This is a genomic window from Parvimonas micra (genome assembly GCF_021300775.1).
In the GTDB taxonomy this organism is placed as follows: domain Bacteria; phylum Bacillota; class Clostridia; order Tissierellales; family Peptoniphilaceae; genus Parvimonas.
This window is the reverse complement of the sequence record NZ_JAJTJP010000003.1, coordinates 281165-307018: the sequence shown is the minus strand read 5'-3', so window position 1 is coordinate 307018 and position 25854 is coordinate 281165. Positions and strand designations below refer to the sequence as shown.

Here is a 25854-nt window from a genome sequence, read left to right as displayed (position 1 = left end):
GGGTAATATGGTTGAAACTAAAAGATATAAAAGAGTTTTAACATTTATAAGTTTATTATTTATTTTAATACTTGCATATATGACTTATTTTCAAGTTGTAAAAGCAGATAAACTTAAAAACTCTGAAGATAATAAAAGAAATTGGGTTGATGACAATAAATTAAAAAGAGGAAATATTCTAGATTCTAAGGGAAATATTTTAGCTGAAACTAAAACTGACGATAGTGGCGAAAAATATAGATTTTTTCCATATGGAGAAGTTTATGCACATATAGTTGGATATAATAGTAAAAAATATGGAAAAACTGGAATTGAGAAAAAATTCAATGCAACTCTTTTAAACAAACAAGATAAAACTCCAATAGGAGAGTTAAAGAAAATATTAATTGAACAAAAAGAGGGTAATTCTGTAAAATTAACAACAAATACAGAATTACAAAAATATGCTCTTTCTCTTTTAGAAGGACATAAAGGCTCAATGATTTTAATGAATCCACAAACGGGGTCAATAATTGCAATGGCTGATAGACCTACATTTGATCCAAATAAAATTGAATCAAACTGGGCAAATATTATTGCTGATGAAGAAAATGCACCACTTATTTCTAGAAGCATTGCTGGGCTTTTTCCACCGGGTTCTGTTTATAAACTAATAACTGGTACAGCATTATTAGAAAAATTAAGCCCAAGCGAATTAAAATACAATGATAAAGGTTCAACAACAATTGACCACTATAAGATTAATAACTATGCTAAAGAAGCTAATGGAAATATAGATTTAAGAAAAGCATTAGTAAAATCTTCAAATGCTTATTTTGCCGATCAAGTTCAAAAAATTGGTGTTGAAACAATGATTGATATAAGTAAAAGATTTATGTTTGGACAAGAAATTCCATTCGACTTAAAAGTTGCAATTTCTCCAATTCCATATAATAATAAAACTACTACATTAGAACTTGCAACGGCAGCATTTGGACAAGGAAAAGACTTGGTTACTCCATTACATGTTGCTCTATATACAAGTGCAATTGCAAATGGTGGAAATATGATGAAACCTTATATCGTAGGAGAAATCATAGATCCAAATGGAAAAATTATAGAAAAGACAACACCAGAAATTTTATCAAAAGTTGCAGATAAGCAAATAATGGATACAATGAAAGATTATTTAAAATCTTCTGGAGATACAAACTTTGTTGGTTTTATCAAAGGAAAGAAAGTTGCAGGTAAGACAGGAACTGCTGAAAAAACAAAAGATAAGATTCACTCTTGGGTAACTGTTTTTTATCCAGTTGATAATCCTACAATTGTTTGTACTGCATTTTTTGAAGAGGAAAACAAAATAGCTGCCGAAATGATTTCTCTTGTAAAAAAACTTGTAAATAAAGCAATAGAACTTGGATATTAGGAGTAGCTATGAATTACAAAGTACTATTTAGAATTGAAAGACTTAAACTTATAGATAAATTAAAAGCAAAAATTGTAAATTATAGAAGATATTGTGAAGAAATGGGAGATACTTGCGAAATAGAAATAGTTTGTGCAGGTAATGTCGTTACACATTTTTTAGAAGAAGATGAGTTTTTCAAAGACGAAAGTTTACAAGTTAAACTCTGTAAGAATGCATTAAATGGTTTAAAACCTAATTATGAACAAAAAAACATTCAAATAGTTTCAGCTGGAATCGGTGAAATAATTAAAAGAAAATTTGAAGGCTGGATAGAATATACAATAGACTAAAGTTATAGTTCCTCTATGTAGTGGACAGTGTTGAGTGAAATGTCATGGTGCAATAGATAGTCTAAATTATTAAAAAATGTATAAGGAATTCAGTTGTCTGAATTCCTTATCTTGTATTTTATTAAAAACGGAGAATTTATATGTTTAGATTAATTAAGTTAGCTAAAGTGAACAAAAGTTATATTTTTTTAATTTTTATTTTGAATTTGATTTATTCAAGTATTCCAATTTTAGAAGTTTTTGTTGTTGGAAAATTTTTGAATAATATTCATGAAAGTTTATATTTTTTTGAATTTATTGGAATTTTAATTGCTCATTTTTTTATAAGACAAATATTGAGCTATTATAATTACAAGTTTAATTTACATATTGAAAAACAGTTTTCTACGTTTACTATGAATTTCATTTCGGAAATTCCTTATTTTAATTACGAAAATGAAGATTTTCATAGAGAAGTATATTATGTAAAAGATATAGTACCAAAATTTAAAAATTATTTAAATTCTATTATATCTTTGTTTTCTTATTTTGTAAGATTTTTAGGATATTGTTTTATAGTTTCAACATTAATTTGGTATCTCGGAATTATTGTGTTTATACTATTTATTCCTTTAATTTTTGTTGCAATATATTCGGGAAATTTAGAATACGAGAGTTATCTTGAGAGTGAAGATTTTTTTAGACGTGCTAATTATTTTGCTGATGTTCTAATTGAAAAGGAAACTGCACTTGAAAGAGCTTCTTATAAGTATAATGTTTTTATAGATAAAAAGTGGAAAGAAAATAATGACAAAGGAATTAATATTGAAAAAAAGACTTTATTTTTTTCAGAACTTTATGCTAATATAGGCATAATTATAATGATGATAATTTTATTAGTTATATTTTTAGTAATAATAATATTTGGAAAAAATCAAATAAGTTTGGGTTTAAGTGTTTCACTTTTTAGTTCATTACTTGTATTTACTGATGAGATTTCATATAAATTATCTATGAACGTAAAAAAATTTGTAGATAGTAAACTATTTTTAAATAAATTTAATGAATTTATAACTAAAGATTATAAAAAAGATATCGAGTCTAGTAAGTTAATTAACAACGTAGAAAAAATTGAATTTAAAAATGTATCTTATACATATGGGAATAATTATATTTTAAAAAATTGTAGTTTTGTAATGGAAAAAAGCAACAAATATGCTATTGTTGGTGAGAATGGAGCAGGGAAAACTACTTTAGTCAAAATTCTATTAGGACTTTTAGATTATGAGGGTAGTATTTTAATCAATGGGGTTGAACTTAGAGAAATTAGCAAAATTTGTTTATCAAAACATTTTGGAGCAATTTTTCAAGATTTTGTAAAGTATGAAATGACTGTTTCAGAAAATATTGGATTTGAAAATAACAAAAATATTGATGAAATAATTAGAAAAGTAGGTTTGAATAAAAAAATTGATAGTTTTGAAAATGGAAAAAATCAATTTTTAGGGAAACTTGAAGAAGGAATTTCGTTATCACTTGGAGAATGGCAAAAAATGGCATTAGCAAGACTTTTAATTAGAAATTGTGATTGCTTAATTTTTGATGAACCAACGGCTTCTTTAGATCCGATTAGTGAAAGAGAAATTATAGAGAATATTAATCATCTAATTACTGAAGATAATATTGGTATATGGATAACACATAGACTTGGAAGTTGTAGAAGTTGTGATTATATTTTAGTTTTAAAAGATGGTAAAATAGTAGAAAATGATACTTTTAATAATTTATTAAATTTTGAATCCTACTTTAAAAAACTTTATACAACACAAAGGAGTTGGTATAATGAATAGTATATTTAAAGCGATTAAATTAGTTTATAATTTAGATAAAAAGATGTTTATAATTAATTATGGAATATTTATACTAGAATCTATATCTTTTGTTTTTACAATTTATGCTTTGCAATTTACTTTAGAAAAATTGGGACTCTTTATTTCTGGAAACTTGACTACTTCTAAAATGATTATTTTTATGTTTCTATTTATTTTTGTAAAAATATTAACTTACGCATTTAGATCTTTTATGGGATTTTATTGTGAATATTATGATTTAGTGTTAAGTTCAAAAATACAAAGAAAATTAATGGATAAAGACTTTTTACCGATTAATTTTGAAGACAATAATTTTTTAGATGTATTATCTCAAGCAAAAGTTGGTGCTTCAAATTTAACATATATTACTAATGCTTATATTGATGTAGTTTTTATGTATGGATTCAATTTTTTATTTTTAGCGATTTATTTGTTTTTATTAAGTCCATATTTTGTATTAATTTTAATTGTTGTATTATTGTTACAGATTTTACATAATAAGTTTGATAAAGAAATAGAAGAAAAATTAGAAGAAAATATAAAAAATTTAAGAAGAAAAAGAGAATATTTTGAAAGCTTATTTTTAGATAAAGAAACAGTAAAAGAATTAAAAATATTTAATACAAGTGGATATTTTTTAAAGAAATTTAAATCTATAATTAATAGTTTTTGTGATGCTAGTGAAATTTTTTATAAGAAATTGCTTATTAATGACTTTAGATTAGGTCTTTTAAAAATAATTTGCTATATAATAAGTTATTTAATAATCTATTTCTTAAAAGATGAGGTTAATATTGCAGAATTTGGAGTGGTGTTTGTAACTATTAGGTCTATTTTTTCGCTATCCGAAGAAGGATTTTACGGAAGAATTAAAGAGGTAAATAGTCTTTTACCCCAACTTGATGCATTCCTTAAAATTTTAGAAAGTAATTGTGAAAAAAATATTACTTATGAAGATGATATAATTTTTGAAAATGTAAGTTTTAAATATCCTAATTCTAATGAATATGCTTTAAAAAATATAAATTTTAAAATTAAAACTAATGAAAAGGTAGGTATTGTAGGAGTTAATGGTTCAGGAAAATCAACTCTTTCAAAGTTAGTTTTAGGGCTTTATGAACAAAGTGAAGGAAAAATAAAAACTGTAAAAAGTAGTGCAGTTTTTCAAGATTTTGTAAAATATGAATTATCTTCAATTGAAAATGTCAAAATTTCAAATTCCCAAAATGAAGTTGATTTTTCAAAATTTAAAAAAATTGATTACTTTACTGAAAATGATTTAGATTATGATAAAATTCTATCTAAAAGATTTTCAGATGTTTCGATTTCACAAGGTCAATGGCAAAAACTTGCTATACTAAGAGGACTACATAATAATAAAGAATTTTTTGTTTTTGATGAACCTACATGGGCGATTGACCCAATTGTAGAGAAAAAAATTTTTAATTTCCTTTATAATGAAATTCAAACAGGAATGATTGTAGTTACACATAACTTATCTTCAGTAAAACAAATGGATAAAATTATGGTTTTGGAAGAAGGGAAAATAGTCGGTTTTGATACACATTTAAATTTAATTGAAAATAATGATTTATATAAGAAACTTTGGACTACAAGTACAACGTAAAAAAGAATGTGAAAACATTCTTTTTTTTATGTGAATATGTTGATAAAAAGTTTAAAAAATGGTAGAATTAATGTGTGAAAATTTAATTTTTATTTGGAGGTTATGATGGAAAAATATAATTGGTCATTAGAAAAAATCTACAAAAATGTAGATGAAGCAAGAGCTGAAATTAAACTTTGTGATGAGTATGTTGAAAGACTTGCAAAGGAAGAAAAAACAGTTAAAAATTTAAGAAATATTATGGAATTATCTGAAAAAGCAAATAGACTTGCAGAAAAATTATATACTTATGCATATATGAAAAGAGATGAAGATAGTAGAATTTCTGAATTTCAAAAATTAGCTTTAGAAGTAAACTCATTAGGAACAAGATTGAGTTCAGCTATGGCATTTTTTGATCCATTCTTAATGGAATTATCTAATGAAGAATTAGAAAACTTTTATAAAGAAGGAGATAATGAAAAGTATAGAGTTCATTTTGAAAACATTTTAAGATTTAAACCACATACTTTAAGTGAATCAGAAGAAGAACTTCTTGCAAATACTAGTGAAATGGTTGGAACTGGTCAAAACTCATTCTACATGTTAAGCTATGCTGATTTAGATTATGGTAATATTGAAAGTAAAAATGGAGAAAAATTAACTGCTGCTAATTTCAATAGTTTTCTTTTAGATGAAAATGAAGAAGTAAGAAAAGAAGCATTTGATAAGATGTATGGAACTGTTTCAAAATTCAAAAACACTTATGCTACTACTTTATACAGTGCAATTAAGAATTTAACTATTCTTGCTAAGGTTAAAAAGTATCCTTCAGCTAGATATATGGAATTATTCCAAGATTGTGTTCCTGAAACAGTTTATGACTCATTAATCGAAAGTATTGAAGAATATTTACCATCACTTCATAAATATTATGGATTGAGAAAGAAAGCTTTAAAGAAAGATAAACAATATTTATGGGATCTTTATCTTAATTTAGAAAAAGAATTTGACCAAAAATATTCTTATGAAAAAGCAAGAGAATTAATAACTGAAGGTCTTAAACCATTAGGAGAAGACTATATTGAAGTTTTAAATAGAGGATTTGAAGATCGTTGGGTTGACGTTTATCCAAGAGAAGGAAAAGCTGGTGGAGCATATTCTTGGGGAAGCTTTGATACAGATCCATATATCCTAATGAACTATACTGATGATTTAGACAGTATGTTCACATTAGCTCATGAATTTGGACATTCAATGCATAGCTATTATTCAAAATCAGACAATGATTATTTATATGCACAATATAAGATTTTTGTTGCAGAAGTTGCATCAACTTTTAACGAATTAACTCTATTAGACTATATGTTAAAGAATGTTAAAGATAAACATGAAAAGATTTATATATTAAATCATTATATCAATATGTTTATTGGAACAGTATTTAGACAAACAATGTTTGCTAAATTCGAAAAGAATACTCATTTAGAAGTTGAAGAAGGAAATGCTTTAACTGCTGATGATTTCACAAGAATAATGCAAGAATTAAATGATAAATATTATGGAGAACATGTTGAAAAGAGTGAAATTGCTAGTTACTTATGGGCAAGAATTCCTCATTTCTACAACAATTTCTATGTATATAAATATGCAACAAGTTTCTGTGCAGCAAGTTTCTTATCAAGCAGAGTAATTGCAGGAGATAAAGAAGCGTTAAAGAACTATAGAAACTTCCTAAAAGACGGATGTAGACACCAACCAATTGAACAATTAAGAACAGCTGGAATTGATATGGAAGATAAAAATTCTATTAACAAAGCTCTAGATGTTTTCAAAGGTCTAGTTGACGAATTAGAAAAAGAATTAGAAGCGTAGAAAGATTTTAAGGAGGGTTTTTTTCGTGTCTAAGAAAAATAAGAAAAAGAATAAAATTGAAAAAAATTCTTCAAATTTTTCAGAAGGCGGATTTGATAAATCTATTTTATCCAACTATTCTCAATGGCGAGAAGATTATTCCGAAAAAGAAATTTCTGAAGAAGTTGTTCTCGAATCCAAAAAAGAAATTGAAAAGGTTGATGACTTAGATTTTAAATCACATCTTATCAATTCAGAAGTGGAAGACCATACTTTTTCAACTGACGAAGAAAAGGCAAAATCAAGTGAGAAGGCTAAAGAGAAAGTTGAAGAAGTAAAAGAGAAAAAAGAAGAAAATAACGAAGAAGATGAAATTTTAACAGAAACACAAAGACTTCAACTTATTTATGGTAATGTTGTTCCCCTACACGAAAGACGTCGTAGGGGTAGCAAAGCTACTAAAAATAAGAATAAGGAAAAACACAAAGAGAAAAAACCTGAAGTTGTTGAAAGTGAAGATGTTAATGAAAAAGAAACTCCAAAAAAGGAAGTTGTAGTTGCTACTGCCGTAGAAACTATAGAGAAAAAAGAAAAAGTAAAAACTGAAGAAAAGAAAAAAGAAAAGGAAAAAGCTAAACCTAAAGAAGCTGTAAAGCAGAAAGAGGTTGAAAAACCAAAAGAGATTGAAAAAGTTAAGGAAGAAAAGGATAAAAAAGATACTAATAAGTATGAAATGCCTAAAATTCCTAAAGCTTTAAAGCTTATCTTTGCTTGTACTATTGCTTTAATGCTTTCAGTTGTTGGTTTCTTTGGACTTAAAGCTTATCATTCTCTTGAAGTAAAACTTCCAAATATTCTTGCTGGAGTTGAATCTAAAAAAATTGGATTTTATACTTCAAATATAGTTTTTAATGATAAGACTATAGATAAAAATCAAGCAGAATATCTTATTTCACTTTTTGAGGGAGATGAAGCAAAACTAAAAACTGTTGAAAAATGGCTTAAAGAAGATGCTGAAAACTTGAAAAAAGATAGTAATTACAAGAGTACAAGACCGATTAGACTTCAAAAAAGTGGAAAAGTTTTAGGGCTTTTTGATGATTATAAAATTCATTTAGATCCTCTAAAATTGAAAGTTGAAAAGAATGATGATGTAGAAACTACAATTCTATTAGACGGAAAAGAAGAAGCTATTTCAGATAAAGAATATAAGTTATTCCCTGGAAAATATACAGTTTTTTACTATGATAATAATGTAAAATTAAAAGAAGAAGTTTCTCTTTTTTATGATGAGAATTCTGATGTAACAACTATTTCTTATGGAGCTGGAACAGATTATCAACTTGCTAATGAAGTTGAAAAACTAGATACAAATGCAAAAGAAAGTTCTTTTAAGATTATAACTAGAGATGATAGCAGTATTCTGTTTGTAAATGATAAAAATACAGAACTTACCGTTAAAGAGTTTAATAAACTTTCTGGAACAAATATAAAATCTGGAGATATTTTAAAAGTAGTAACTAAAATGCCTTGGGGATATACAATTTCTGACGGAGTTACTTATCAAGGAGAAAGTAAAATAAATGTAAGTACTTCTCTTACAGATAAAAGACTTTTAAATGTAGCGATTAATAGAACAATTCAGTTATTGAGAGAAGATGTTCAATCCAGAGGAAAGAAAGATGCAAGTTTATTAACTGTTATGATAAATCCATCTTTAGAAATAGAAGCTAAAAGAGTTGAATCATTAATTAATAATGGAAGAGATTATGTTGGAGGTTATCCTTCAGTTGAGTTTGACCTTAATTCTTTTGATATTAGAGAATATGGTGATACTTACGAAATGTATATTGGTGGACATTTGTTAGTTCAAGAAACAACATATCCACAAAACAACAAACCACCACAACTATCATCAATAACACCTGTAGAATCTACAGTTGGATTCCATTTTATATATGATAAACAAAAGAAAAATTGGTATAGTAATATTTGGGGTTTCACAACTAGAACTATTACTAGAACTAATATAAAAAGTGTAGATATATCAAAAGATATGATTGCAAAATAAAAATATAAATCAAGTTAACAAAAAGCTCATCTAAGTTAATTAGATGAGCTTTATTTTTTGTTATTTTATTTAATTAATTTTAAAATTGAATATATATCTTTTATTTTAGATTCTTTATACTCAACATTGCTTTTTGTGTCTTTTATTGTTTTGTCATTTATTATTTCTAAATCCATATCAAATCTATCCGCAGTAATAAATTCTTTACCATCTTTCACAGATATTTTTACATTCTCATATAGGCCACAAACATATCCAGAGTCTGATTTTTCATATATAACCATGTGATATTTTTTTGAATCTGATGAACTTTCATCATCCTTAGTTTTTTCAATAATAAAAGCTTTTTCTTTTGTTACGAAATATTTACCGCTTATCTGCTCTATTTTTACTCCTTTCGCTGAACAAGAGCTAAGAATTAAAGTAACTAAAGTAAACATAAAACATTTTTCAAAAAATTTTTTCATGTTATTGAGTACCTCCAACATTATTTTTAACGCTTTCATACTATAAATTAATTATAACATAAAAAATGATAAAGATAAGACTGATAATTTTTATAAAAATATGATATAATAATATAGTTATAGTATATTAGTATAATAAAAATCTGGATTTGCATTTAATTTTATAATTAATATAAGTTAGATTTAATTTTGATATTTTATGAGATAAATTTAGGAGCATTATATGAAAATAGATATGGTTATGTTTTATCAAAATTTTGAATTTTTAATAAAAATGGTTCTTGCAACTGTAATGGGAGTAATAATAGGTTTTGAAAGAAAGAGCAGAAACAAAGGTGCAGGTATTAGGACTCACGCAATCGTTTCATTAGCATCTGCGCTTATGATGATAGTATCTAAATATGGATTTTTTGATATAGTTGAATATGATGCAGCACGTGTTGCAGCACAAGTTGTATCAGGGATTGGTTTTTTAGGTACTGGTCTTATTTTTATAAAGAATAATGCTGTAAATGGACTTACAACTGCTGCTGGTATTTGGGCTACTGCTGGAATTGGACTTGCAATGGGAGCAGGGCTTTATGCTGTTGCTATTTTTGGAACACTTTTAATTGTAATTATTCAAATTTTGATGCATAAGGATACTTTTTTAAGTAAAGACCATTTGACTATTACTTTTGAAATCAGTCTAGAAGATAGTTTTAATACTATTAGAGAGATAAGAAATTGTTTGGAAAGATTTAAACTTGAAATTCAAAATGTTGAAATTATAAAGAAGAGTAGAACTGTTATTGTAAGATTTTACACTTTTGTTCCTGCAGATTTTGAAAGAGAACATTTGGAAGACTTGATTTTTGATGATAAAAGAGTTAGAAAGATTGAAATGTAGTTGACTTTTTTAACTTTTTTATATATAATTATTTCTATATTTAATATTGAGCGTTGATTGTGCTTACAACACAGGAGTTCAGAAGTGATTGTGCTTAAACATTATGAGGCCTATGCGAAGAAAGGTGGTACCACGATAAGTCGTCCTTTCATTGTTTTAGGTCTTTTTTTTATAGGAGGATTTTATGGAATACAATAATATTTTTGAAGAGCTTGTTGATAGAGGTTACTTTGAACAAGCTACTTATGAAGAAGAATTAAAAGAGCTATTATCTAAAGAGAGAGTAAAATTCTATGTAGGTTTTGATGCGACAGCGGATAGTTTAACTATAGGTCATTTTATTCAAATCATGGTTATGAAGAGAATGCAAAATTATGGACATATTCCAATCGCTCTTTTAGGTGGAGGAACTACAATGATTGGAGATCCTTCTGGTAGAAGTGATATGAGAATGGTAATGACTGAAGAACAAATCAATCACAATGCACAAAGATTTTTTGAACAACTTTCTAGATTTATTGATTTTTCAGATGGTAATGCAATTATCGAAAATAACAAAGACTGGCTTTTAGACTTGAATTTTATAAGATTTATGAAAGAAGTAGGAGTGCATTTTAGTGTTAATAAAATGCTTACTTGTGATGCGTATAAGAATAGAATGGAAAAAGGTCTTACATTCTTTGAATTTTCATATATGTTAATGCAAAGTTATGACTTCTTATATCTATACAGAAAACATGGTTGTAAATTACAATTAGGTGGTTCTGATCAATGGAGTAATATACTTGGCGGATATGATTTAGTAAGAAAGCTTGAACAAGATAAGGTTTATGCTATGACTTTTAAACTTTTAACAACAGCTGATGGAGTTAAAATGGGTAAATCCCAAAAAGGAGCAGTATGGTTAGATGAAGAAAAGACTTCTCCATACGAACTTTTCCAATATATGAGAAATGTTGATGATAGGGATGTTGAAAAATTCTTATTAATGCTTACTTTCTTACCAACTGAAAAATGTAGAGAATTAGGTAAATATAAAGACGAAAGAATTAATGAAGCAAAAGAAGTTCTAGCTTTTGAAGTAACAAAAATTATTCACGGAGAAGAAAAGGCTAAAAAAGCATTAGAAACTGCTAGGGCTTTATTTAGTGGAGAGCTTTTAGACGAAAATATGCCTTCAACAGAAATCAATAAAGCAGATTTTGAAAATGAAGAGATAGGAATTCTAGATTTAATTAGAACTTGTGGAATTTCAAAGTCTAATGGAGAAGCTAGAAGACTTATTGAACAAGGTGGTATTTCTTTAAACGGAGAAAAAATCACTGATACAAATTTAAAAGTTTCTCTTAATTTAGAAGAAATTGTAATAAAAAAAGGTAAAAAAATCTATCACAGAGTAATTGCTTTATAGGAGTTTTCAATGGAAAAAAATGATATTTATGTTGTAGGTATTGCTGGTGGTTCTGCTTCTGGAAAGACTACAATTATTGAAAAGTTAAAGAAACAATTTAAAGATGAAATTGTAATGATTAGCCACGATTTTTATTATTGGCCAAATGACGATAAGACTTTAGAAGAAAGAGCGAAACTGAATTATGATCATCCTAAGTCTTTTGAAACTTCTAAACTAATTGAAGATGTAAAAATTTTAAAATCAGGTAAAGAAGTAGATTTACCTATTTATGATTTTACAATTCATACTAGAAGTAAGGAAACTATGAGAGTTTATCCAAAGCCTGTAATAATAGTTGAAGGTATTTTAATTTTAGAAGATTCTAAACTTAGAGAACTTATGGATTTAAAAGTTTATGTAGATACAGACGCAGATGAAAGACTTATCAGAAGAATTTTAAGAGATACTAAAGAGAGAGGCAGAAGTCTTGAAAGTATTTTAACTCAATATCAAAATACGGTTAAACCAATGCATGAGGAATTTATTGAGCCAAGCAAAAAACATGCAGATATTATTATTCCTCGTGGTGGGGAAAATACTCCTGCAATAAAGATGTTGGTTCAACACTTAAAGACTTTTTTGGATAAACATGAAAAAAAATAGCAAGACGAATGTATGTAGAATACTAGATAGACAAAAGATACAATATCAATTTGTAGTTAGGGAAGAAACTCAAGAATTTGAAGAGTTAGGAATAGATTCAAATATTTGTTTTAAAACTCTTGTTCTTGAGGGTAGTGATAAAAATCACTATGTATGTGTTATTCCTATTGATGCACATTTAGATTTAAAAAAAGCAAGTAAGCATTTTCAACTAAAAAGTATCAAAATGATTTTGCAAAAGGATTTAGAACCTTTAACTGGATATGTCCATGGCGGTTGTAGTCCTGTTGGAATGAAGACAAAGTTTAAAACAGCTTTTGATATAAGAGCGAAAGATATGGAAAAATTTCTTGTAAGTGCAGGAAAGGTCAGAAATTCAATCATAGTAAATCCTATTGAATTTGCAGATTTTTGTGATGCCGATTTTGCTGATTTGGTGGCAGAATAATGATAAATTGTATTATACTTGCTGGGGGTAATTCCGTAAGAATGACTTTTCCAAAAGAATATATTGAGATTGAAGAAAAGTATTTAGTCCATAATTCAATTGAGGTTTTGAAAAATATTTTTGATGATATAGTTATTGTTTCAAATGATAAAGAGCATTACAAAGATTTAAAAGTAAGAGTTGTTAGAGATATTTTTTACAAAAAAGGTCCAATGGCTGGACTTCATAGTGGGCTTTGTTATTCTGAAAGTGAATTTTCTTTTTTAACTGCTTGTGATATGCCGAATATTGATGAAAAATTCATTAGATTTATAATTTCAAAACTCGATAAAAATTTTGACGGATTAATTTGTCTTTCAGAAAATGATAAAATTTTACCTATGAATGGGATTTATAAAAATTCTTTAAAAGAAAATTTGAGAGAAGAATTGATTAAAGATAATCGAAAATTTGTAAGATTTATTGAAGATAACAATTTTAAGTTTTTAAAATATGAAGATTGGAAAAATTTCGATAAGAAAAATATATTTGAAAACTTAAATACTATAAAGGAATTGGAAGAATTTAAAAAGAAATTAACGACTATAAAAAAAGATTAATGACGGTTTATACCGTCATTTTTTGTCAAGTAATCTGATATATACTCTAATATTTATACATATTTATGCGATTTTTTAAATTGACAAAATTTCAAAAAAGTTGTAAAATAGTAGTTGTGAGAAATCACATATGATTTTAAGGAATAATGAATTGATAATTGTAACTTGAAAATTTAATACAAGGAGGTGTGTAAGACTAATGCCAAAAGAATTTATATTACTTCCTGTTTTTTTAATAGCAGGTGCTATTATTGGATATGTTTTTAGAAGATTTACATCAGAAAAACTTATTAATGGTGCTGAAAATCATGCTAAAAAAATTGTTGAAGATGCGATAAAAGAAGCTGAAACAAAGAAAAAAGAAAAATTAGTTGAAGCTAAGGAAGAAGCGCATAGAATTAAACAAGAAAGCGATAAAGAAAACAGAGAAAGAAGAAATGAAATTCAAAAATTGGAACGTCGTTTAATTGCTAAAGAAGAAAATTTAGATAAGAAAAATGAAAATTTAGATAAGAAGAATGAGCGTTTAAATAAAGAATTAAAAGATTTAGAAATTAGAGAATCTGAAATCGAAAAATTAGTTGAAAAACAAAAAGAAGAGTTAGAAAGAGTTGCCAATATATCATCTGAAGAAGCTAAAGAAATTATACTTGAAGAAGTTAGACAAGAAAGTATAAAAGACGCTGCAAATATCATTAGAGAAATTGAACAAAATGCTAAAGATAATGCAGAAAAAAATGCTAGATATATTATTGGAACAGCTATCCAAAGATATGCAGCAGATCATGTTGCTGAATCTACAGTTAGCGTTGTAAATTTACCAAATGATGAAATGAAGGGTAGAATTATTGGTAGAGAAGGAAGAAATATTAGAACATTTGAAAGTTTAACAGGAGTTGATTTGATTATTGACGATACTCCAGAAGCTGTTGTTTTATCTTCTTTTGACCCAGTTAGAAGAGAAATTGCAAGACTTGCTCTTGAAAAATTGATTAATGACGGAAGAATTCACCCTACAAGAATCGAAGAAATGATTGAAAAATCAAGACAGGAAGTTGAAAATAGTATTAGAATTGCAGGGGAAGATGCTTGTGATCAAACTAATATTCATGGACTTCACCCTGAACTAATTAAACTTTTAGGAAGACTAAAGTACAGAACTTCTTATGGACAAAATGTTTTAAAACATTCTATAGAAGTTGCACACTTAGCTGGAATGTTAGCTGCAGATATTGGAGCTGATGTTAAAATTGCTAAGAGAGGTGGTCTATTACACGATATAGGTAAGGCTATAGATCACGAAATGGAAGGAAACCATGTTGAACTGGGTGTTCAAATGGCTAAGAAATACAAAGAAAAACGTGAAGTTCTACATTGTATTGAGGCACATCATAATGATGTTGAACCAGAAACTGTTGAGGCACTTTTGGTACAAGCTGCGGATGCTATTTCAGCTGCAAAACCAGGTGCAAGACGTGAGTCTGTTGAAAATTATATCAAGCGTTTGGAAAATCTTGAAGAAATTGCAAATTCATTTGACGGTGTTGAAAAATCTTTTGCAATTCAAGCAGGACGTGAAATAAGAGTATTGGTTAAACCAGAAGTTATTGACGAAGATAAGATGTTATTAACTTCAAAAGAAATTGTTAAGAAAATACAAGAAGAACTTGAGTATCCTGGAACAATTAAAGTAAATTTAATTAGGGAAACAAGAGTTGTTGATTACGCTAAATAGTTTTTAAATTTGAAAACAAGAATGTTTATAGAAATATGGACATTCTTTTTTTATGCAAAATTGAAAGGTGTTAGATTTATTTATGTATCTTCGATACATTCACTTTTGCTAAAGCAAAAGTGTGAGATTTCTCCACTATGTTTCGCTTTGCTCCACTCCGGTCGAGATGACGTATAAGGAAGTGTACTCATTTTAGAGCTAGACGTGAATGGTAAATAAACTTCAAAAAATATTTAAAAATTATTTAAAATAAAATATTTAACGTCATAGCACTTTGCAAAGAAAATATCTCGACACGTCATTTCGACCGAAACGAAGCAAAGCTGAGTGAAATGAATCTAGCCCTAACTTTGTTTACTTGTAAACAAAAGTAGGTCTGACGGGAACAATTGTATCTTCTGATACAATTGTCCTGGAGATCTCATATATTTGCTTGTTTACAAGCAAATATAAAATGTATCAAAGATACATTAAGTTATTAATTTAATATTGATATTGTTTTGCAATTGTGATATATTTAAGTTAATTGTTTTTGGTTTTTAATCAAGGAGTTAATTATGATAAAAGAAAATATAAATATTGAGTATGTAAGTGAAGATAATTCACGGTTTTTAAAAAATATTTTAAGAGATGATATTAGTGAAGATTTTGTAGATTCATTAGATGTAATTTTGGAAATAACAAAATATGGAAGAGAACATAATTGTATAGGTCATACTTATGCAATTAAATATGATGAAAAATACATAGGTATTATATTGTTATGGGAAGCTATTGAATGGAGTACAGACCCTGAAATAATGAAAAAAGAGCCTTTCTATAGACTTATGGGATTTATTATTGATAAAAGATATAGAGGTTGTGGGATAGGTTCCTATATTTTAGAAAAAGTTATTTCTCAATGTTATGAAGAATACGGAATAAGACCTATTGCATTAGGGGTTCATAAATATAATTATAGAGCTGAAAAGTTTTATGTTGATAGAGGTTTTATAAAAACTGAATTTATGGAAGGAAATGATTACTATTATTTTAGATTTCCTAAAATTAAGGAGTAAATTATGAAAAGAGAAAAATTATCAGTTTTTGGAATCGGTCCTTTATATGTAGGAATTATTATTTCTATAACTATTTTATTAATATTTTTACAAAATAATGGTTATTTTAAAAATGGAGAGATTTCCTTTTTAAAAATTCCTTTTATAATTATTGGAATAATATGTATAGTTATAGGTATTGGACTTTGGATTTCTGCAGTTGTTAATTCAAGAATTTCTAAGAATATAAAGGAACTAAAATTGGTAACTACAGGAGTTTTTGCGATTGTAAGAAATCCAATTTATTCGGCTTTTATGTTTCTTTGTTGGGGGATTTGCTTTCTTTTCAATAATCTTTACTTTTTAATTACAATTCCAATTTACTGGATTCTTTTAACGATTTTAGTAAAAAACACAGAGGAAAAATGGCTTAAAAATATTTTTGGCGAGGAATATTTTGAATATTGTAAGAGAACAAATAGATGTATCCCATGGTTTCCTAGAAAATCTTGATTAATTTACTATATAAAATAGGGGGTAGTATGAGTAATTATTTTGATGAAGTTGCTAAAGTTTGGAATACTAAAGATAGGAAAAATAGGACTTTTACCATATACGAAAAAATGTTTAAATATTTAGGAGAAAATTTGAAAGATAAAACAGCTCTTGAAATAGGTTCTGGAGACGGACTTCTTGCAACTTTATTATCTAAGGATTTAAAAAGAATAGATTGTATTGATACATCTTTAAAGATGAGGGAAGAGTCTATAAATAGAATAAATGAAATGAAAATAGAAAATATTAGTATAAATGATGAAATTTTCTTAGAAAATTCGAATGAAAAATACGATATAATTTACAGTTTAACTGCTTTTCATCATATTGTTGATATTGATGCTGAGCTTAAATTGTTAAAAGAGCATTTAAAAGAAAATGGAAAAATAATTATAATGGATTTGGATACAGTTTCTCCTGATTTTCATAAGGATTTTCCAAACTTTGATGGGCATGACGGATTTTCAAGAGAAGAAATGGAGAATTATTTTAAAAGAGCCTTATTTATTCCGAAAAACTATGAGATTGTATGGAATGGAATAAGTAAGGAGATAGATTTTAAAATTTTCTTAATGGAAGGAATATGTGAAAAACAAAAGTAATTAAAAAAACCGAGTTGTATTTAACTCGGTTTTCGAATATAAATTTCTTATTTTTCTTTAATATCATTTAAGATATTCTTAATATCTGTTAAGATTTCTTCTTGAGTTGGGCCAGCTGGTGCTTCTTCAACTGCTTCTTCTTTCTTTCTGTTTAACTTATTCATAGCTTTAACCATTAAGAAAATACAGAAAGCAATAATTAAGAAATCAAGAACGTTTTGGATAAATGCACCATATTTAAAAGCAACTTCAGCAATCTTCTTTGATTCATCTCCTGCTTTTAATACAATCTTTAGGTCTGAGAAATTAACTCCACCTGTTACCATTGAGATTAAAGGCATTAAAATATCATTTACTAAAGAAGAAACGATTTTACCAAATGCTCCACCTATAATAACCCCAACAGCTAAGTCCATTACATTACCTTTTAAGGCAAATTCTTTAAATTCTTTTAACATAAACTTCCTCCTATAATAAAAATGTGATAAAATATATTATAATCAACAAATTAGTTGTATTATAATAATCTTTACTAATAGTACCCTAGAATTATAATACTAAACATAAGGAGATAAAAATGTTACAAAAAATTATAGTTAGTAACTGTGCAAGTGAGAACTTTTTTGAACTTTTAGATAAAAATAGTATTTGTTATATAAAAAGTTTAAACAATGAAAAATTTAATAATAATTATAATGATCATGTAGATTTGAGTGTTTTAAAGATAGATAATGATATTTATATTGAAAATTCAGTATTTGAGTATTATAAAGATTTTTTAAAAGATTATAATTTAATAAAAGTAGATGTTTCAGATTTTAAAAACGGAGAAATGGTTTTAAATGTTGCAAAAAATGATAAATATTTTTTTCATAATGAAAAATTTACTACAAAAGAAATTTTTGAAAGTCTTAATCTGAAAAGAGAATATATAAAGATAAATCAAGGTTATTCAAATTGCAGTATGATTTGTTTTAAAAATCATATAATAACAAGTGATGAGGGAGTTTTTAAGTCTTTAAAATCTAAAAATATAAATGTGGAACTTGTTACGACTACTGGAATAATCTTAAATGGATATAAAAATGGATTTATCGGAGGAACATGTGGTTTTGTGTCTGATGATACTCTGTTGTTTTATGGTGATGTGACAAAATATCAAGATTATGATATAATTAAACGCGTAGCTGATGAAGAAAATGTGAAAATTCTGTTTCCTAAAGGCGAAGATTTTGTCGATTTAGGTGGAATTGTTTCACTGTGGAGGTAATTATGGGATTTATTAAACCGAGCAATGTTGTTGGAACAATGGAACTTTTACCAAATGAACAAATTTTGTTTGACAATGTAAAGAATATAATAGAAGATACTTTTAAAAAACGTGGATTTTTACCTTTAGATACACCTGTTTTTGAAAAAAATGAAATTCTTTTAGCTAAGGGTGGTGGAGAAACCACAAAACAAATTTTTAAAATTGACTCTGAAAGTAAGGATATCTCTTTAAGATTTGATTTAACAGTGCCTTTGGCAAGATATGTAGCTCAATATTTTAGTGATTTGAATTTTCCGTTTAGAAGATATCATATAGCTAAAGTTTATCGTGGGGAAAGAAATCAAAAGGGTAGATATAAGGAATTTTATCAATGTGATATTGACGTAATAGGAAATGGAAAACTTGATATTAAAAATGATGCAGAGCTTCCTTATATAATCTATGAAATATTTTCAAAAATTATTAATGAAAAATTTGCAATTAATTTTAGTAATTTAAAAATTATTAATGGACTTTTTGAAAACTTGGGTATAGATAATAAAGCTGATATGCTTAGAATAATTGATAAAATTGAAAAGATAGGTTTTGAAAAAGTTGTAGAAGAACTTAAAAATACTGGACTTAGTGACGAAAGATTAGAAAAAATTATAGAATTTATTAAAATTTCTGGAAGTAATGAAGAGATTATTGAAAAGTTAAGTTCTCTTGGTATTTCTAATGAACTTTTTGAAAAAGGTATTGAAGAACTAAAAGAAGTTTATGAATGTATGAAACTTTTTGGAATTCCTGAAGATTTTATAGATATTAATCTTACAATTACAAGAGGTTTAGATTATTATACTGGAACTGTTTATGAAACATTTTTAGAAAATTATAGACAACTTGGAAGTGTTTGTTCTGGTGGAAGATATGATGATTTAGCAAGTAATTATACTAGTCAAGTTTTACCAGGTGTTGGAATATCTATCGGACTTACAAGATTATTCTATCAACTACTTGATAAGAATTTATTTAAGGAAATTAAAACTAATAGTATTGACGCTTTAATTATTCCAATGGAAAATTGTTATGATTATGGAATTAAACTATTGAATAAATTTGAAAATAGTGGTAAAATAATACAAATATATTTTGAAGATGCTAAGATGAAGAAAAAAATATCTTATGCTGACAAATTAAATATCCCTTATATTATCATAGTCGGAGAAGATGAAAAAGCAAATAACACTTACACTGTCAAAGATTTAAAGACAGGAGAACAAACGACTGTTGATTTTGAAGGATTATTGAAGTTAATATAGACGTTGAAGTAACGAGTAAGACTTAAGCGCTTTAAGAGAGAATGAAACGTGGCTGGAATTTCATTTAAGAATGCTATTTACTGAAAACTATTACGGAGTCTTTTATCTAATTAAGAAGTAATTAGGGTGGAACCACGAGTCATCGTCCCTACAGTTTTGTAGGGATGGGACTCTTTTTTTATTTTGAAAAAAGATACATGAAAGAACAAAGTAAGCATGTAGTCTAAGAAGGAGGAAATTATGGAAATGATTAAAGTTACATTCCCGGATGGGTCTGTTCATGAGTTTGAAAAAGGTGTAAAAATTTTAGATGTTGCAATTAGCATTTCTGAAGGTTTTGCGAGAAATGTTATTGGTGCTGTTGTTAATGATGTTATAAAAGGTTTAAGTGAAACATTAAAAGAAGATTGTGCTATTAAATTCGTAAAGTTTGAAGATAAAGAAGGAAAAGAAATTTTCTGGCATACATCAAGTCACGTTATGGCTCTTGCTATTCAAAGACTATTTCCAGATACAAAATTTGGAATTGGACCTGCAATAGACAACGGATTTTACTATGATTTAGATTCAGAACACAAATTTACACCAGAAGATTTAGAAAAAATCGAAAAAGAAATGATGAAAATATTTAAGGAAGGTTATTCTGTTGATAGAAAAGAAGTTGATAGAGACTTTGCCTTAAAATATTTTGCAGAAAAAGGACAAGATTATAAAATTGATCTAATCGAAGGTTTTGATAAAGATGCTGAACTTTCTTTCTATGAATTAGGAGATTTTACAGACCTTTGTAGAGGACCTCATCTTGTTGATGTTAAGAAAATAAAAGCTGTTAAACTTTTAAGCATAGCCGGTGCTTATTGGAGAGGTAGCGAAAAAAATAAAATGCTTCAAAGAATTTATGGTATAACTTTTGAAAAGAAAAAAGATTTGGATGAATATTTAGAATTCTTAGAAGATGCTAAACAAAGAGACCACAGAAAGATTGGTAAAGAGTTAGGAATTTTTATGATTAGCCAAAATGTAGGAGCTGGTCTTCCTTTCTGGTTACCAAAAGGATCTACAATTAGACGTGTAATTGAAAGATATATAGTTGATAAAGAAATTGAATGTGGATATGAACATGTTTATACTCCAATTTTAGCAAATGTTGACCTTTATAAAACTTCGGGTCACTGGGATCACTATCAAGATAGTATGTTCCCACCAATGGACTTAGGTAATGGTGAATTATTAGTTTTAAGACCGATGAACTGTCCTCATCATATGGAAATTTACAATAATGATGTTCATAGTTATAAAGAATTCCCTATTAGAATTGCTGAACTAGGAATGATGCACCGTTATGAAATGAGTGGTACACTTTCAGGTTTGCAAAGAGTTAGAGAAATGACTTTAAATGATGCGCATATCTTTGTTCGTCCTGACCAAATTAAAGATGAATTTACAAGAGTAGTAAATTTAATGAAATCAGTTTATGAAGATTTTGACATCAAGAATTTTAGATTCAGATTAAGTTACAGAGATCCTGAAAATAAGGAAAAATACTTTGATGACGATGAAATGTGGAATAATGCTGAAGCAATGCTTAAGAGTGCAATGGATGACTTAGGTTATGAATACTTTGAAGCAAAAGGAGAAGCTGCATTCTATGGTCCAAAACTTGATGTTCAAGTTAAGACTGCAATTGGTTTAGAGGAAACTCTTTCTACAATTCAACTTGACTTCTTATTACCACAAAGATTTGATTTAACTTATGTTGGAGAAGATGGAAAGAATACTCATAGACCAGTTGTAATTCACAGAGGTATTGTTTCTACAATGGAAAGATTCGTAGCTTATCTAATTGAAGAATACAAAGGAGCATTCCCAACTTGGTTAGCGCCAGAACAAGTTAAAATTCTACCAATTTCTGATAAATTTAACGACTATGCATATGAATTACAAAAAGAATTTGCTAAAAAAGACATAAGAGTAGCAGTTGATGATAGAGCAGAAAAAATTGGATTAAAAATCAGAGAAGCGCAACTTGCTAAAATTCCATATAGTTTAATCGTTGGTGAAAATGAAGTAAACGAAAGAACAGTTTCAGTTAGAAAACGTGGAGAGGGAGATAAAGGTTCAATGAAAGCTGATGCATTCCTTGAAATGATTTTAGAAGAAGTGAATTCAAAAGTTGTGAAATAATGATAAGAAAAATTTTAAAATATAAAGCATTGTATTTATGCGGGATTATATTGTCAGTATTTAGCTTCTTTTTGATAGATATGAAAAATCTATTGAATGGAGATATGGTTTTTAAGTCCTTGATAGGAATATTGTTTGATTTTATTTTATTTTTTATAAGTTTAGATAAGGTATTTGATAAAAATAGAAAAAACTAATTATAAATATTTTTTTTAAAAATTAAGTAGAGAATAAAAAATATAATTTAATATTTCCTTAAAAAGAAAAACATCTAATATGTAGTTTTACTATAATTAGTAAATTCAACAATAAGTCATATAAATCAAAACAATTATAAACAAAAAAAGCTATTGAAGTAAAACTTCAATAGCTTTTTAATTTATAACATAGTTAAGAATGCTATTAAATTATTTATAAAATGTCCTAATACACATGGGAATAAAGATTTTGTTTTTTCGTAAATTAAACATCCAATAAAACTTGGAACAAAATACAATGGTACTAGATATAATCCATCATGAATAATACCAAATACAAAGGCTGACACAAATGCTGGTAAAAATATTTTTAACAGCTTTCCTTTGTTTTGAAAAATTTCATGTAGAAATGTAAATATACCATATTTAAAAGCAATTTCTTCTCCGATTGGTGCGGATACTAGTAGATTAAAAATCAATAACTTGTTATATTTTAATGATTCTGCTATACTTTCAGTATTTCCACTTCTAAAATCCAATCCAATAATTGAATATACATATGAAATTACAAAATTCCATAAAATCATAATTATTCCAAGACCAACACCTATTAAAATTAGTTTTGCAATGGAAAACTCAGTTTTTTTAATAGAAATACTATCTTTTCGATCTTTGTATATTAACAGTGCAATTACAAAAGTTAAAATAGTAGCGATAGAACCTAGTATACTAGATACAAATTTGGTAAATACTTCATCATTTTCTACAAGAGATGGATTATTTACAAAAAAGTTCTTTACTATTTGTAAATCGAATATAATTTCGTCAATCAGAGTAAATCTAAATAATAAACCTACTATTATAAAAAACAAAATTGGAGTTAAAAAATAATTTAAAACAATTATAAAAGATTTTATATTAAATCTTTTTGTAGTAACTTCTGAATTTTCTATAGATTGGTTATTAATATCTATCATTATTCGTTATCTACGCCTTTTTCCTTTGAGTATTCTAGTAAATTATCGTAATTTTCTTTTGAAATAATAATTTTACCAGTTTTTCTTGAAATGCAATTTCTATCTATCAATTCATTTAAATATCTATACATTGTTCTTTCGTTAATTCTCAAATAGTCTGAAATAACTTTTTTTGTTAGTGAAATCTTAACAGGGAATTCTACATCAACACATTTTGATAAGAAGAATTCAATTAAGTTTTTCTTTCTTCCATAGTTTTTAGTTAAATCAAATGTAGCTATTGAATGTTTTGCAAAATCTAATAAAAATTGATTGTAAATTTTTAATAGTTCAATGCTTTCAGCTTCCTTTTCAAATCTTTCTACTGGAATTCTAATAAGCCTTGTATCTTTAAAGAATGCAACACTTTTATAGAAGTCGTGTTTATTGTCCATAAACTCAAGCAATCCAAAAATAGAAGTATTAGTTATGTGATTAAATACTATTAGTTCTCCAACTGGAGTGAAGTGAACAACATTGGCACTTCCTCTAACTAATAAATATAAATAATCCAATTTATCATTTTCTTTGATTATAACAGTCTTTTTCTTTACCTTAAGTACAGTGAATTCTGAATATAATCTTTTATCTAGTTTTAAGTCAAAGTTTTTTTCAATTAAAACTTTTCTTAAAAGTGTAACTAATCTACTTTCCACAATGTCCCTCCTTATTAATCTAATACTACATTATTATAATATAAAAAAAGAAAAAAATAAATAGCAAAAGAGTCATTTTTTAAAAAATTTTTAATTTATTACTTTTTTTGCAAAAGAATTTAAAGGGATAATCGGCTAAAAACAATTGTTTATATGATATTTTATAAGAAATATAAATTATAAGTCAAAAACATGCTATTATTATAAAAAATGACGCTAATTTATATAAAAAAACTTTATGTTTTAAAAACTCGTACGAAAAACGAAACAAATGATTATAAGGAGGTTAAAAATGAGTAAAAAAATCTTGTGCTTCAAGTTTTTATTGCATTTATTGCTGGTTTAATCCTTTCAAAATGTTAATGAAAATTAAAGAACCAATGCTTACAGCTTTTGTAACTAGAAGTTCTGCTGCAACACTTCCAATTTCTCTAAGAGTTGAAAAACTTTCAGGATTGGTTGAAGAAGATGAATAGTATTAATTAAATAGAATTATGACAAAGGTCAACGATAAATTGTTGACCTTTATTTGTATAAAAAATTATTAAAATATAACTGTTATTAAGGTATTTAATAGGGTATATATTTTTCAAATACATATTGTTTTCAATATTAAAGGAGGTGCGATTTGAAAGAAAAGGTTGGAAAAGTATATTCCATAGCCGAAGATAATAAAGCGCTTGAAGGATGTACTGTATCTAAAGAAGTATATGGCGGAGAAAATTATATAGCATATTTTTCAATGGCAGAAGAAACTGATATAAGTGCAGAATTATTCCCATACTACAAACTATTGATTGTAGCAGAAGGAGAGATTGAAGCATATGGATTTTCAGAAAAAACAAAAATACTAAAACAAGGTGATAGTATTTTTACACCGATTGAAATTCCAGTTGGAATTAGAACAAAATCGGGAGCAATATTTACAGAAATAGCAATAAAAAAGGAGGACTTTATGAATAAAGCTGTAAAACCAGGTGAAGTTTTTAAATTAGGAGAATTATTAGAATACCAAGAAGGTAAAATAGTTAATATGGACGTTGTTCATAATGATCAAATGAAATTTGTATTAATGGCATTCGATGCAGGAACAGGATTATCAGAACATTCAGCACCAGGTGAAGCAATTGTATTTGCATTAGATGGTGAAGGAATAATCGGATATGAAGGAACAGACCATGTAATCAAAGCTGGTGAATGCTTCCACTTTGCAAAAGCTGGAAGACATTATGTAAAAGCTGAAAAGAATTTTAAAATGGCATTGCTTTTAACATTAGAATAGTATTTCAAAACTAGAATTTAATATATATTTAAAACGACCATATGGTCGTTTTTTTGTGGAAAATAATAATTTTATGAGATCTCTCGACTGCGCTCGAGATGACGTAAAAGGTAGAAAACTTCGTTAAATAGCGTGACGTTAAGAGCATTAAGTTTCTAAAAGTTAAAAAATATATAGAAACTAAATATTTCACGTCATAGTACCTTGCAAAGAAAATCTCTCAACACGTCATCTCGACTGTAGCGTAGCGAAATGGAGAGATCTCACAGTTGTTTCAAATCTCTTAAATGTAAACAATCCATTCTTTTATTTCCCTTTTTATGCTATAATAATGCTATATTAATGACATATAAAATAGGAGATGAAAATATAATTATAAATACTAAAAAGGTTTATATAAAATTAATTTTGTCATAATATTAATCTTTAGAGAAGT

Annotated in this window: 24 protein-coding genes; 20 read left to right on the top strand and 4 right to left on the bottom strand. The window is 27.0% G+C overall.

The window, feature by feature from the left end; translation table 11 throughout:
- The first annotated feature begins 7 nt into the window (after nucleotides 1-7).
- The 6 genes from LW893_RS06715 to LW893_RS06690 all read left to right on the top strand — a co-directional run bounded on the left by LW893_RS06715 (nucleotide 8) and on the right by LW893_RS06690 (nucleotide 9121).
- A complete protein-coding gene (locus tag LW893_RS06715) occupies nucleotides 8-1408 on the top strand; it encodes a peptidoglycan D,D-transpeptidase FtsI family protein (RefSeq protein WP_233056507.1) in 1401 nt (466 codons plus the stop codon).
- Between the two features lie 8 nt (nucleotides 1409-1416).
- Complete coding sequence (locus tag LW893_RS06710; protein ID WP_233056506.1) at nucleotides 1417-1740, top strand: hypothetical protein; 324 nt, start codon at nucleotides 1417-1419, stop codon at nucleotides 1738-1740.
- 140 nt (nucleotides 1741-1880) lie between these two features.
- Nucleotides 1881-3569, top strand: a complete 1689-nt coding sequence (locus tag LW893_RS06705; protein ID WP_233056505.1) for an ATP-binding cassette domain-containing protein — start codon at nucleotides 1881-1883, stop codon at nucleotides 3567-3569.
- The gene (locus LW893_RS06700; protein ID WP_233056504.1) at nucleotides 3562-5217 is read left to right on the top strand and encodes an ATP-binding cassette domain-containing protein; all 1656 of its coding nucleotides are present in this window, start codon (nucleotides 3562-3564) and stop codon (nucleotides 5215-5217) included. The genes LW893_RS06705 and LW893_RS06700 overlap by 8 nt, the downstream gene beginning before the upstream one ends.
- 105 nt (nucleotides 5218-5322) lie before the next feature.
- Nucleotides 5323-7071, top strand: a complete 1749-nt coding sequence (pepF, locus tag LW893_RS06695; RefSeq protein WP_233056503.1) for an oligoendopeptidase F — start codon at nucleotides 5323-5325, stop codon at nucleotides 7069-7071.
- 25 nt (nucleotides 7072-7096) lie between these two features.
- Nucleotides 7097-9121, top strand: coding sequence for a hypothetical protein (locus tag LW893_RS06690; protein ID WP_233056502.1), 2025 nt, complete (start codon nucleotides 7097-7099; stop codon nucleotides 9119-9121).
- Nucleotides 9122-9186: 65 nt separating this feature from the next.
- Here LW893_RS06690 and LW893_RS06685 read toward each other — a convergent pair whose 3' ends face one another.
- Nucleotides 9187-9588 carry a hypothetical protein gene (locus tag LW893_RS06685; protein WP_233056501.1) on the bottom strand — a complete coding sequence of 134 codons (402 nt, stop codon included), beginning with the start codon at nucleotides 9586-9588 and terminating at the stop codon, nucleotides 9187-9189.
- 223 nt (nucleotides 9589-9811) lie between these two features.
- Between LW893_RS06685 and LW893_RS06680 the strand changes: the two genes are divergently transcribed.
- From LW893_RS06680 to LW893_RS06640, 9 genes are all read left to right on the top strand, one after another.
- Nucleotides 9812-10477 (top strand): MgtC/SapB family protein, encoded by a 666-nt coding sequence (locus LW893_RS06680; protein ID WP_233056500.1) that lies wholly within the window; start codon nucleotides 9812-9814, stop codon nucleotides 10475-10477.
- Between the two features lie 184 nt (nucleotides 10478-10661).
- Complete coding sequence (tyrS, locus tag LW893_RS06675; protein ID WP_233056499.1) at nucleotides 10662-11888, top strand: tyrosine--tRNA ligase; 1227 nt, start codon at nucleotides 10662-10664, stop codon at nucleotides 11886-11888.
- A gap of 9 nt (nucleotides 11889-11897) precedes the next feature.
- A complete protein-coding gene (gene udk, locus LW893_RS06670) occupies nucleotides 11898-12533 on the top strand; it encodes a uridine kinase (RefSeq protein WP_233056498.1) in 636 nt (211 codons plus the stop codon).
- The gene (locus tag LW893_RS06665) at nucleotides 12520-12981 is read left to right on the top strand and encodes an aminoacyl-tRNA deacylase (RefSeq protein ID WP_233056497.1); all 462 of its coding nucleotides are present in this window, start codon (nucleotides 12520-12522) and stop codon (nucleotides 12979-12981) included. The genes udk and LW893_RS06665 overlap by 14 nt, the downstream gene beginning before the upstream one ends.
- Nucleotides 12981-13580: a molybdenum cofactor guanylyltransferase gene (locus LW893_RS06660; RefSeq protein WP_233056496.1), complete on the top strand. Its 600-nt coding sequence runs from the start codon at nucleotides 12981-12983 to the stop codon at nucleotides 13578-13580. Before LW893_RS06665 ends, LW893_RS06660 begins: the two co-directional genes overlap by 1 nt.
- Before the next feature lie 199 nt (nucleotides 13581-13779).
- Complete coding sequence (gene rny / locus LW893_RS06655) at nucleotides 13780-15315, top strand: ribonuclease Y (RefSeq protein ID WP_233056495.1); 1536 nt, start codon at nucleotides 13780-13782, stop codon at nucleotides 15313-15315.
- A 557-nt stretch (nucleotides 15316-15872) separates the two neighbouring features.
- Nucleotides 15873-16373 carry a GNAT family N-acetyltransferase gene (locus tag LW893_RS06650; RefSeq protein ID WP_233056494.1) on the top strand — a complete coding sequence of 167 codons (501 nt, stop codon included), beginning with the start codon at nucleotides 15873-15875 and terminating at the stop codon, nucleotides 16371-16373.
- Between the two features lie 3 nt (nucleotides 16374-16376).
- Nucleotides 16377-16865, top strand: coding sequence for a methyltransferase family protein (locus tag LW893_RS06645; protein ID WP_233056493.1), 489 nt, complete (start codon nucleotides 16377-16379; stop codon nucleotides 16863-16865).
- A gap of 29 nt (nucleotides 16866-16894) precedes the next feature.
- Nucleotides 16895-17509 carry a class I SAM-dependent DNA methyltransferase gene (locus tag LW893_RS06640; RefSeq protein WP_233056492.1) on the top strand — a complete coding sequence of 205 codons (615 nt, stop codon included), beginning with the start codon at nucleotides 16895-16897 and terminating at the stop codon, nucleotides 17507-17509.
- A gap of 47 nt (nucleotides 17510-17556) precedes the next feature.
- On the opposite strand, the gene mscL is transcribed toward LW893_RS06640, so the two are convergent.
- Entirely contained in the window at nucleotides 17557-17967 is a 411-nt protein-coding gene (gene mscL, locus LW893_RS06635) for a large-conductance mechanosensitive channel protein MscL (protein ID WP_233056491.1), read from the bottom strand.
- 119 nt (nucleotides 17968-18086) lie between these two features.
- Here mscL and LW893_RS06630 point away from each other — a divergent pair, with 119 nt between their 5' ends.
- From LW893_RS06630 to thrS, 3 genes are all read left to right on the top strand, one after another.
- The gene (locus LW893_RS06630; RefSeq protein WP_233056490.1) at nucleotides 18087-18779 is read left to right on the top strand and encodes a DUF6873 family GME fold protein; all 693 of its coding nucleotides are present in this window, start codon (nucleotides 18087-18089) and stop codon (nucleotides 18777-18779) included.
- A gap of 2 nt (nucleotides 18780-18781) precedes the next feature.
- On the top strand, nucleotides 18782-20083 hold the full coding sequence (hisS, locus tag LW893_RS06625) for a histidine--tRNA ligase (RefSeq protein ID WP_233056489.1): 1302 nt from the start codon (nucleotides 18782-18784) through the stop codon (nucleotides 20081-20083).
- Nucleotides 20084-20323: 240 nt separating this feature from the next.
- A complete protein-coding gene (gene thrS / locus LW893_RS06620) occupies nucleotides 20324-22267 on the top strand; it encodes a threonine--tRNA ligase (RefSeq protein ID WP_233056488.1) in 1944 nt (647 codons plus the stop codon).
- A 379-nt stretch (nucleotides 22268-22646) separates the two neighbouring features.
- Here the strand turns inward: thrS and LW893_RS06615 are convergent, their stop codons facing one another.
- Both LW893_RS06615 and LW893_RS06610 read right to left on the bottom strand, forming a co-directional pair.
- A complete protein-coding gene (locus tag LW893_RS06615; protein ID WP_233056487.1) occupies nucleotides 22647-23441 on the bottom strand; it encodes a CPBP family intramembrane glutamic endopeptidase in 795 nt (264 codons plus the stop codon).
- A complete protein-coding gene (locus LW893_RS06610) occupies nucleotides 23441-24136 on the bottom strand; it encodes a Crp/Fnr family transcriptional regulator (protein ID WP_233056486.1) in 696 nt (231 codons plus the stop codon). The genes LW893_RS06615 and LW893_RS06610 overlap by 1 nt, the downstream gene beginning before the upstream one ends.
- A gap of 329 nt (nucleotides 24137-24465) precedes the next feature.
- Between LW893_RS06610 and LW893_RS06605 the strand changes: the two genes are divergently transcribed.
- Together LW893_RS06605 and LW893_RS06600 are read left to right on the top strand one after the other, a co-directional pair.
- Nucleotides 24466-24612, top strand: coding sequence for a cation:dicarboxylate symporter family transporter (locus LW893_RS06605; protein WP_420094859.1), 147 nt, complete (start codon nucleotides 24466-24468; stop codon nucleotides 24610-24612).
- A 152-nt stretch (nucleotides 24613-24764) separates the two neighbouring features.
- Nucleotides 24765-25418 (top strand): cupin domain-containing protein, encoded by a 654-nt coding sequence (locus LW893_RS06600; RefSeq protein ID WP_233056484.1) that lies wholly within the window; start codon nucleotides 24765-24767, stop codon nucleotides 25416-25418.
- The last annotated feature ends 436 nt before the right edge of the window (nucleotides 25419-25854 follow it).

Excerpts from the sequence above, each read along its gene's own strand:
- LW893_RS06715 (WP_233056507.1), top strand. The coding sequence starts at position 8 with ATGGTTGAAACTAAAAGATATAAAAGAGTTTTAACATTTATAAGTTTA.
- LW893_RS06660 (WP_233056496.1), top strand. The coding sequence starts at position 12,981 with ATGATAAATTGTATTATACTTGCTGGGGGTAATTCCGTAAGAATGACT.
- LW893_RS06640 (WP_233056492.1), top strand. The coding sequence starts at position 16,895 with ATGAGTAATTATTTTGATGAAGTTGCTAAAGTTTGGAATACTAAAGAT.
- LW893_RS06710 (WP_233056506.1), top strand. The coding sequence starts at position 1,417 with ATGAATTACAAAGTACTATTTAGAATTGAAAGACTTAAACTTATAGAT.
- hisS (WP_233056489.1), top strand. The coding sequence starts at position 18,782 with ATGGGATTTATTAAACCGAGCAATGTTGTTGGAACAATGGAACTTTTA.
- LW893_RS06665 (WP_233056497.1), top strand. The coding sequence starts at position 12,520 with ATGAAAAAAAATAGCAAGACGAATGTATGTAGAATACTAGATAGACAA.
- mscL (WP_233056491.1), bottom strand. The coding sequence starts at position 17,967 with ATGTTAAAAGAATTTAAAGAATTTGCCTTAAAAGGTAATGTAATGGAC.
- LW893_RS06615 (WP_233056487.1), bottom strand. The coding sequence starts at position 23,441 with ATGATAGATATTAATAACCAATCTATAGAAAATTCAGAAGTTACTACA.
- pepF (WP_233056503.1), top strand. The coding sequence starts at position 5,323 with ATGGAAAAATATAATTGGTCATTAGAAAAAATCTACAAAAATGTAGAT.
- LW893_RS06630 (WP_233056490.1), top strand. The coding sequence starts at position 18,087 with ATGTTACAAAAAATTATAGTTAGTAACTGTGCAAGTGAGAACTTTTTT.
- LW893_RS06680 (WP_233056500.1), top strand. The coding sequence starts at position 9,812 with ATGAAAATAGATATGGTTATGTTTTATCAAAATTTTGAATTTTTAATA.
- udk (WP_233056498.1), top strand. The coding sequence starts at position 11,898 with ATGGAAAAAAATGATATTTATGTTGTAGGTATTGCTGGTGGTTCTGCT.
- LW893_RS06645 (WP_233056493.1), top strand. The coding sequence starts at position 16,377 with ATGAAAAGAGAAAAATTATCAGTTTTTGGAATCGGTCCTTTATATGTA.
- thrS (WP_233056488.1), top strand. The coding sequence starts at position 20,324 with ATGGAAATGATTAAAGTTACATTCCCGGATGGGTCTGTTCATGAGTTT.
- rny (WP_233056495.1), top strand. The coding sequence starts at position 13,780 with ATGCCAAAAGAATTTATATTACTTCCTGTTTTTTTAATAGCAGGTGCT.
- tyrS (WP_233056499.1), top strand. The coding sequence starts at position 10,662 with ATGGAATACAATAATATTTTTGAAGAGCTTGTTGATAGAGGTTACTTT.
- LW893_RS06700 (WP_233056504.1), top strand. The coding sequence starts at position 3,562 with ATGAATAGTATATTTAAAGCGATTAAATTAGTTTATAATTTAGATAAA.
- LW893_RS06705 (WP_233056505.1), top strand. The coding sequence starts at position 1,881 with ATGTTTAGATTAATTAAGTTAGCTAAAGTGAACAAAAGTTATATTTTT.
- LW893_RS06685 (WP_233056501.1), bottom strand. The coding sequence starts at position 9,588 with ATGAAAAAATTTTTTGAAAAATGTTTTATGTTTACTTTAGTTACTTTA.
- LW893_RS06650 (WP_233056494.1), top strand. The coding sequence starts at position 15,873 with ATGATAAAAGAAAATATAAATATTGAGTATGTAAGTGAAGATAATTCA.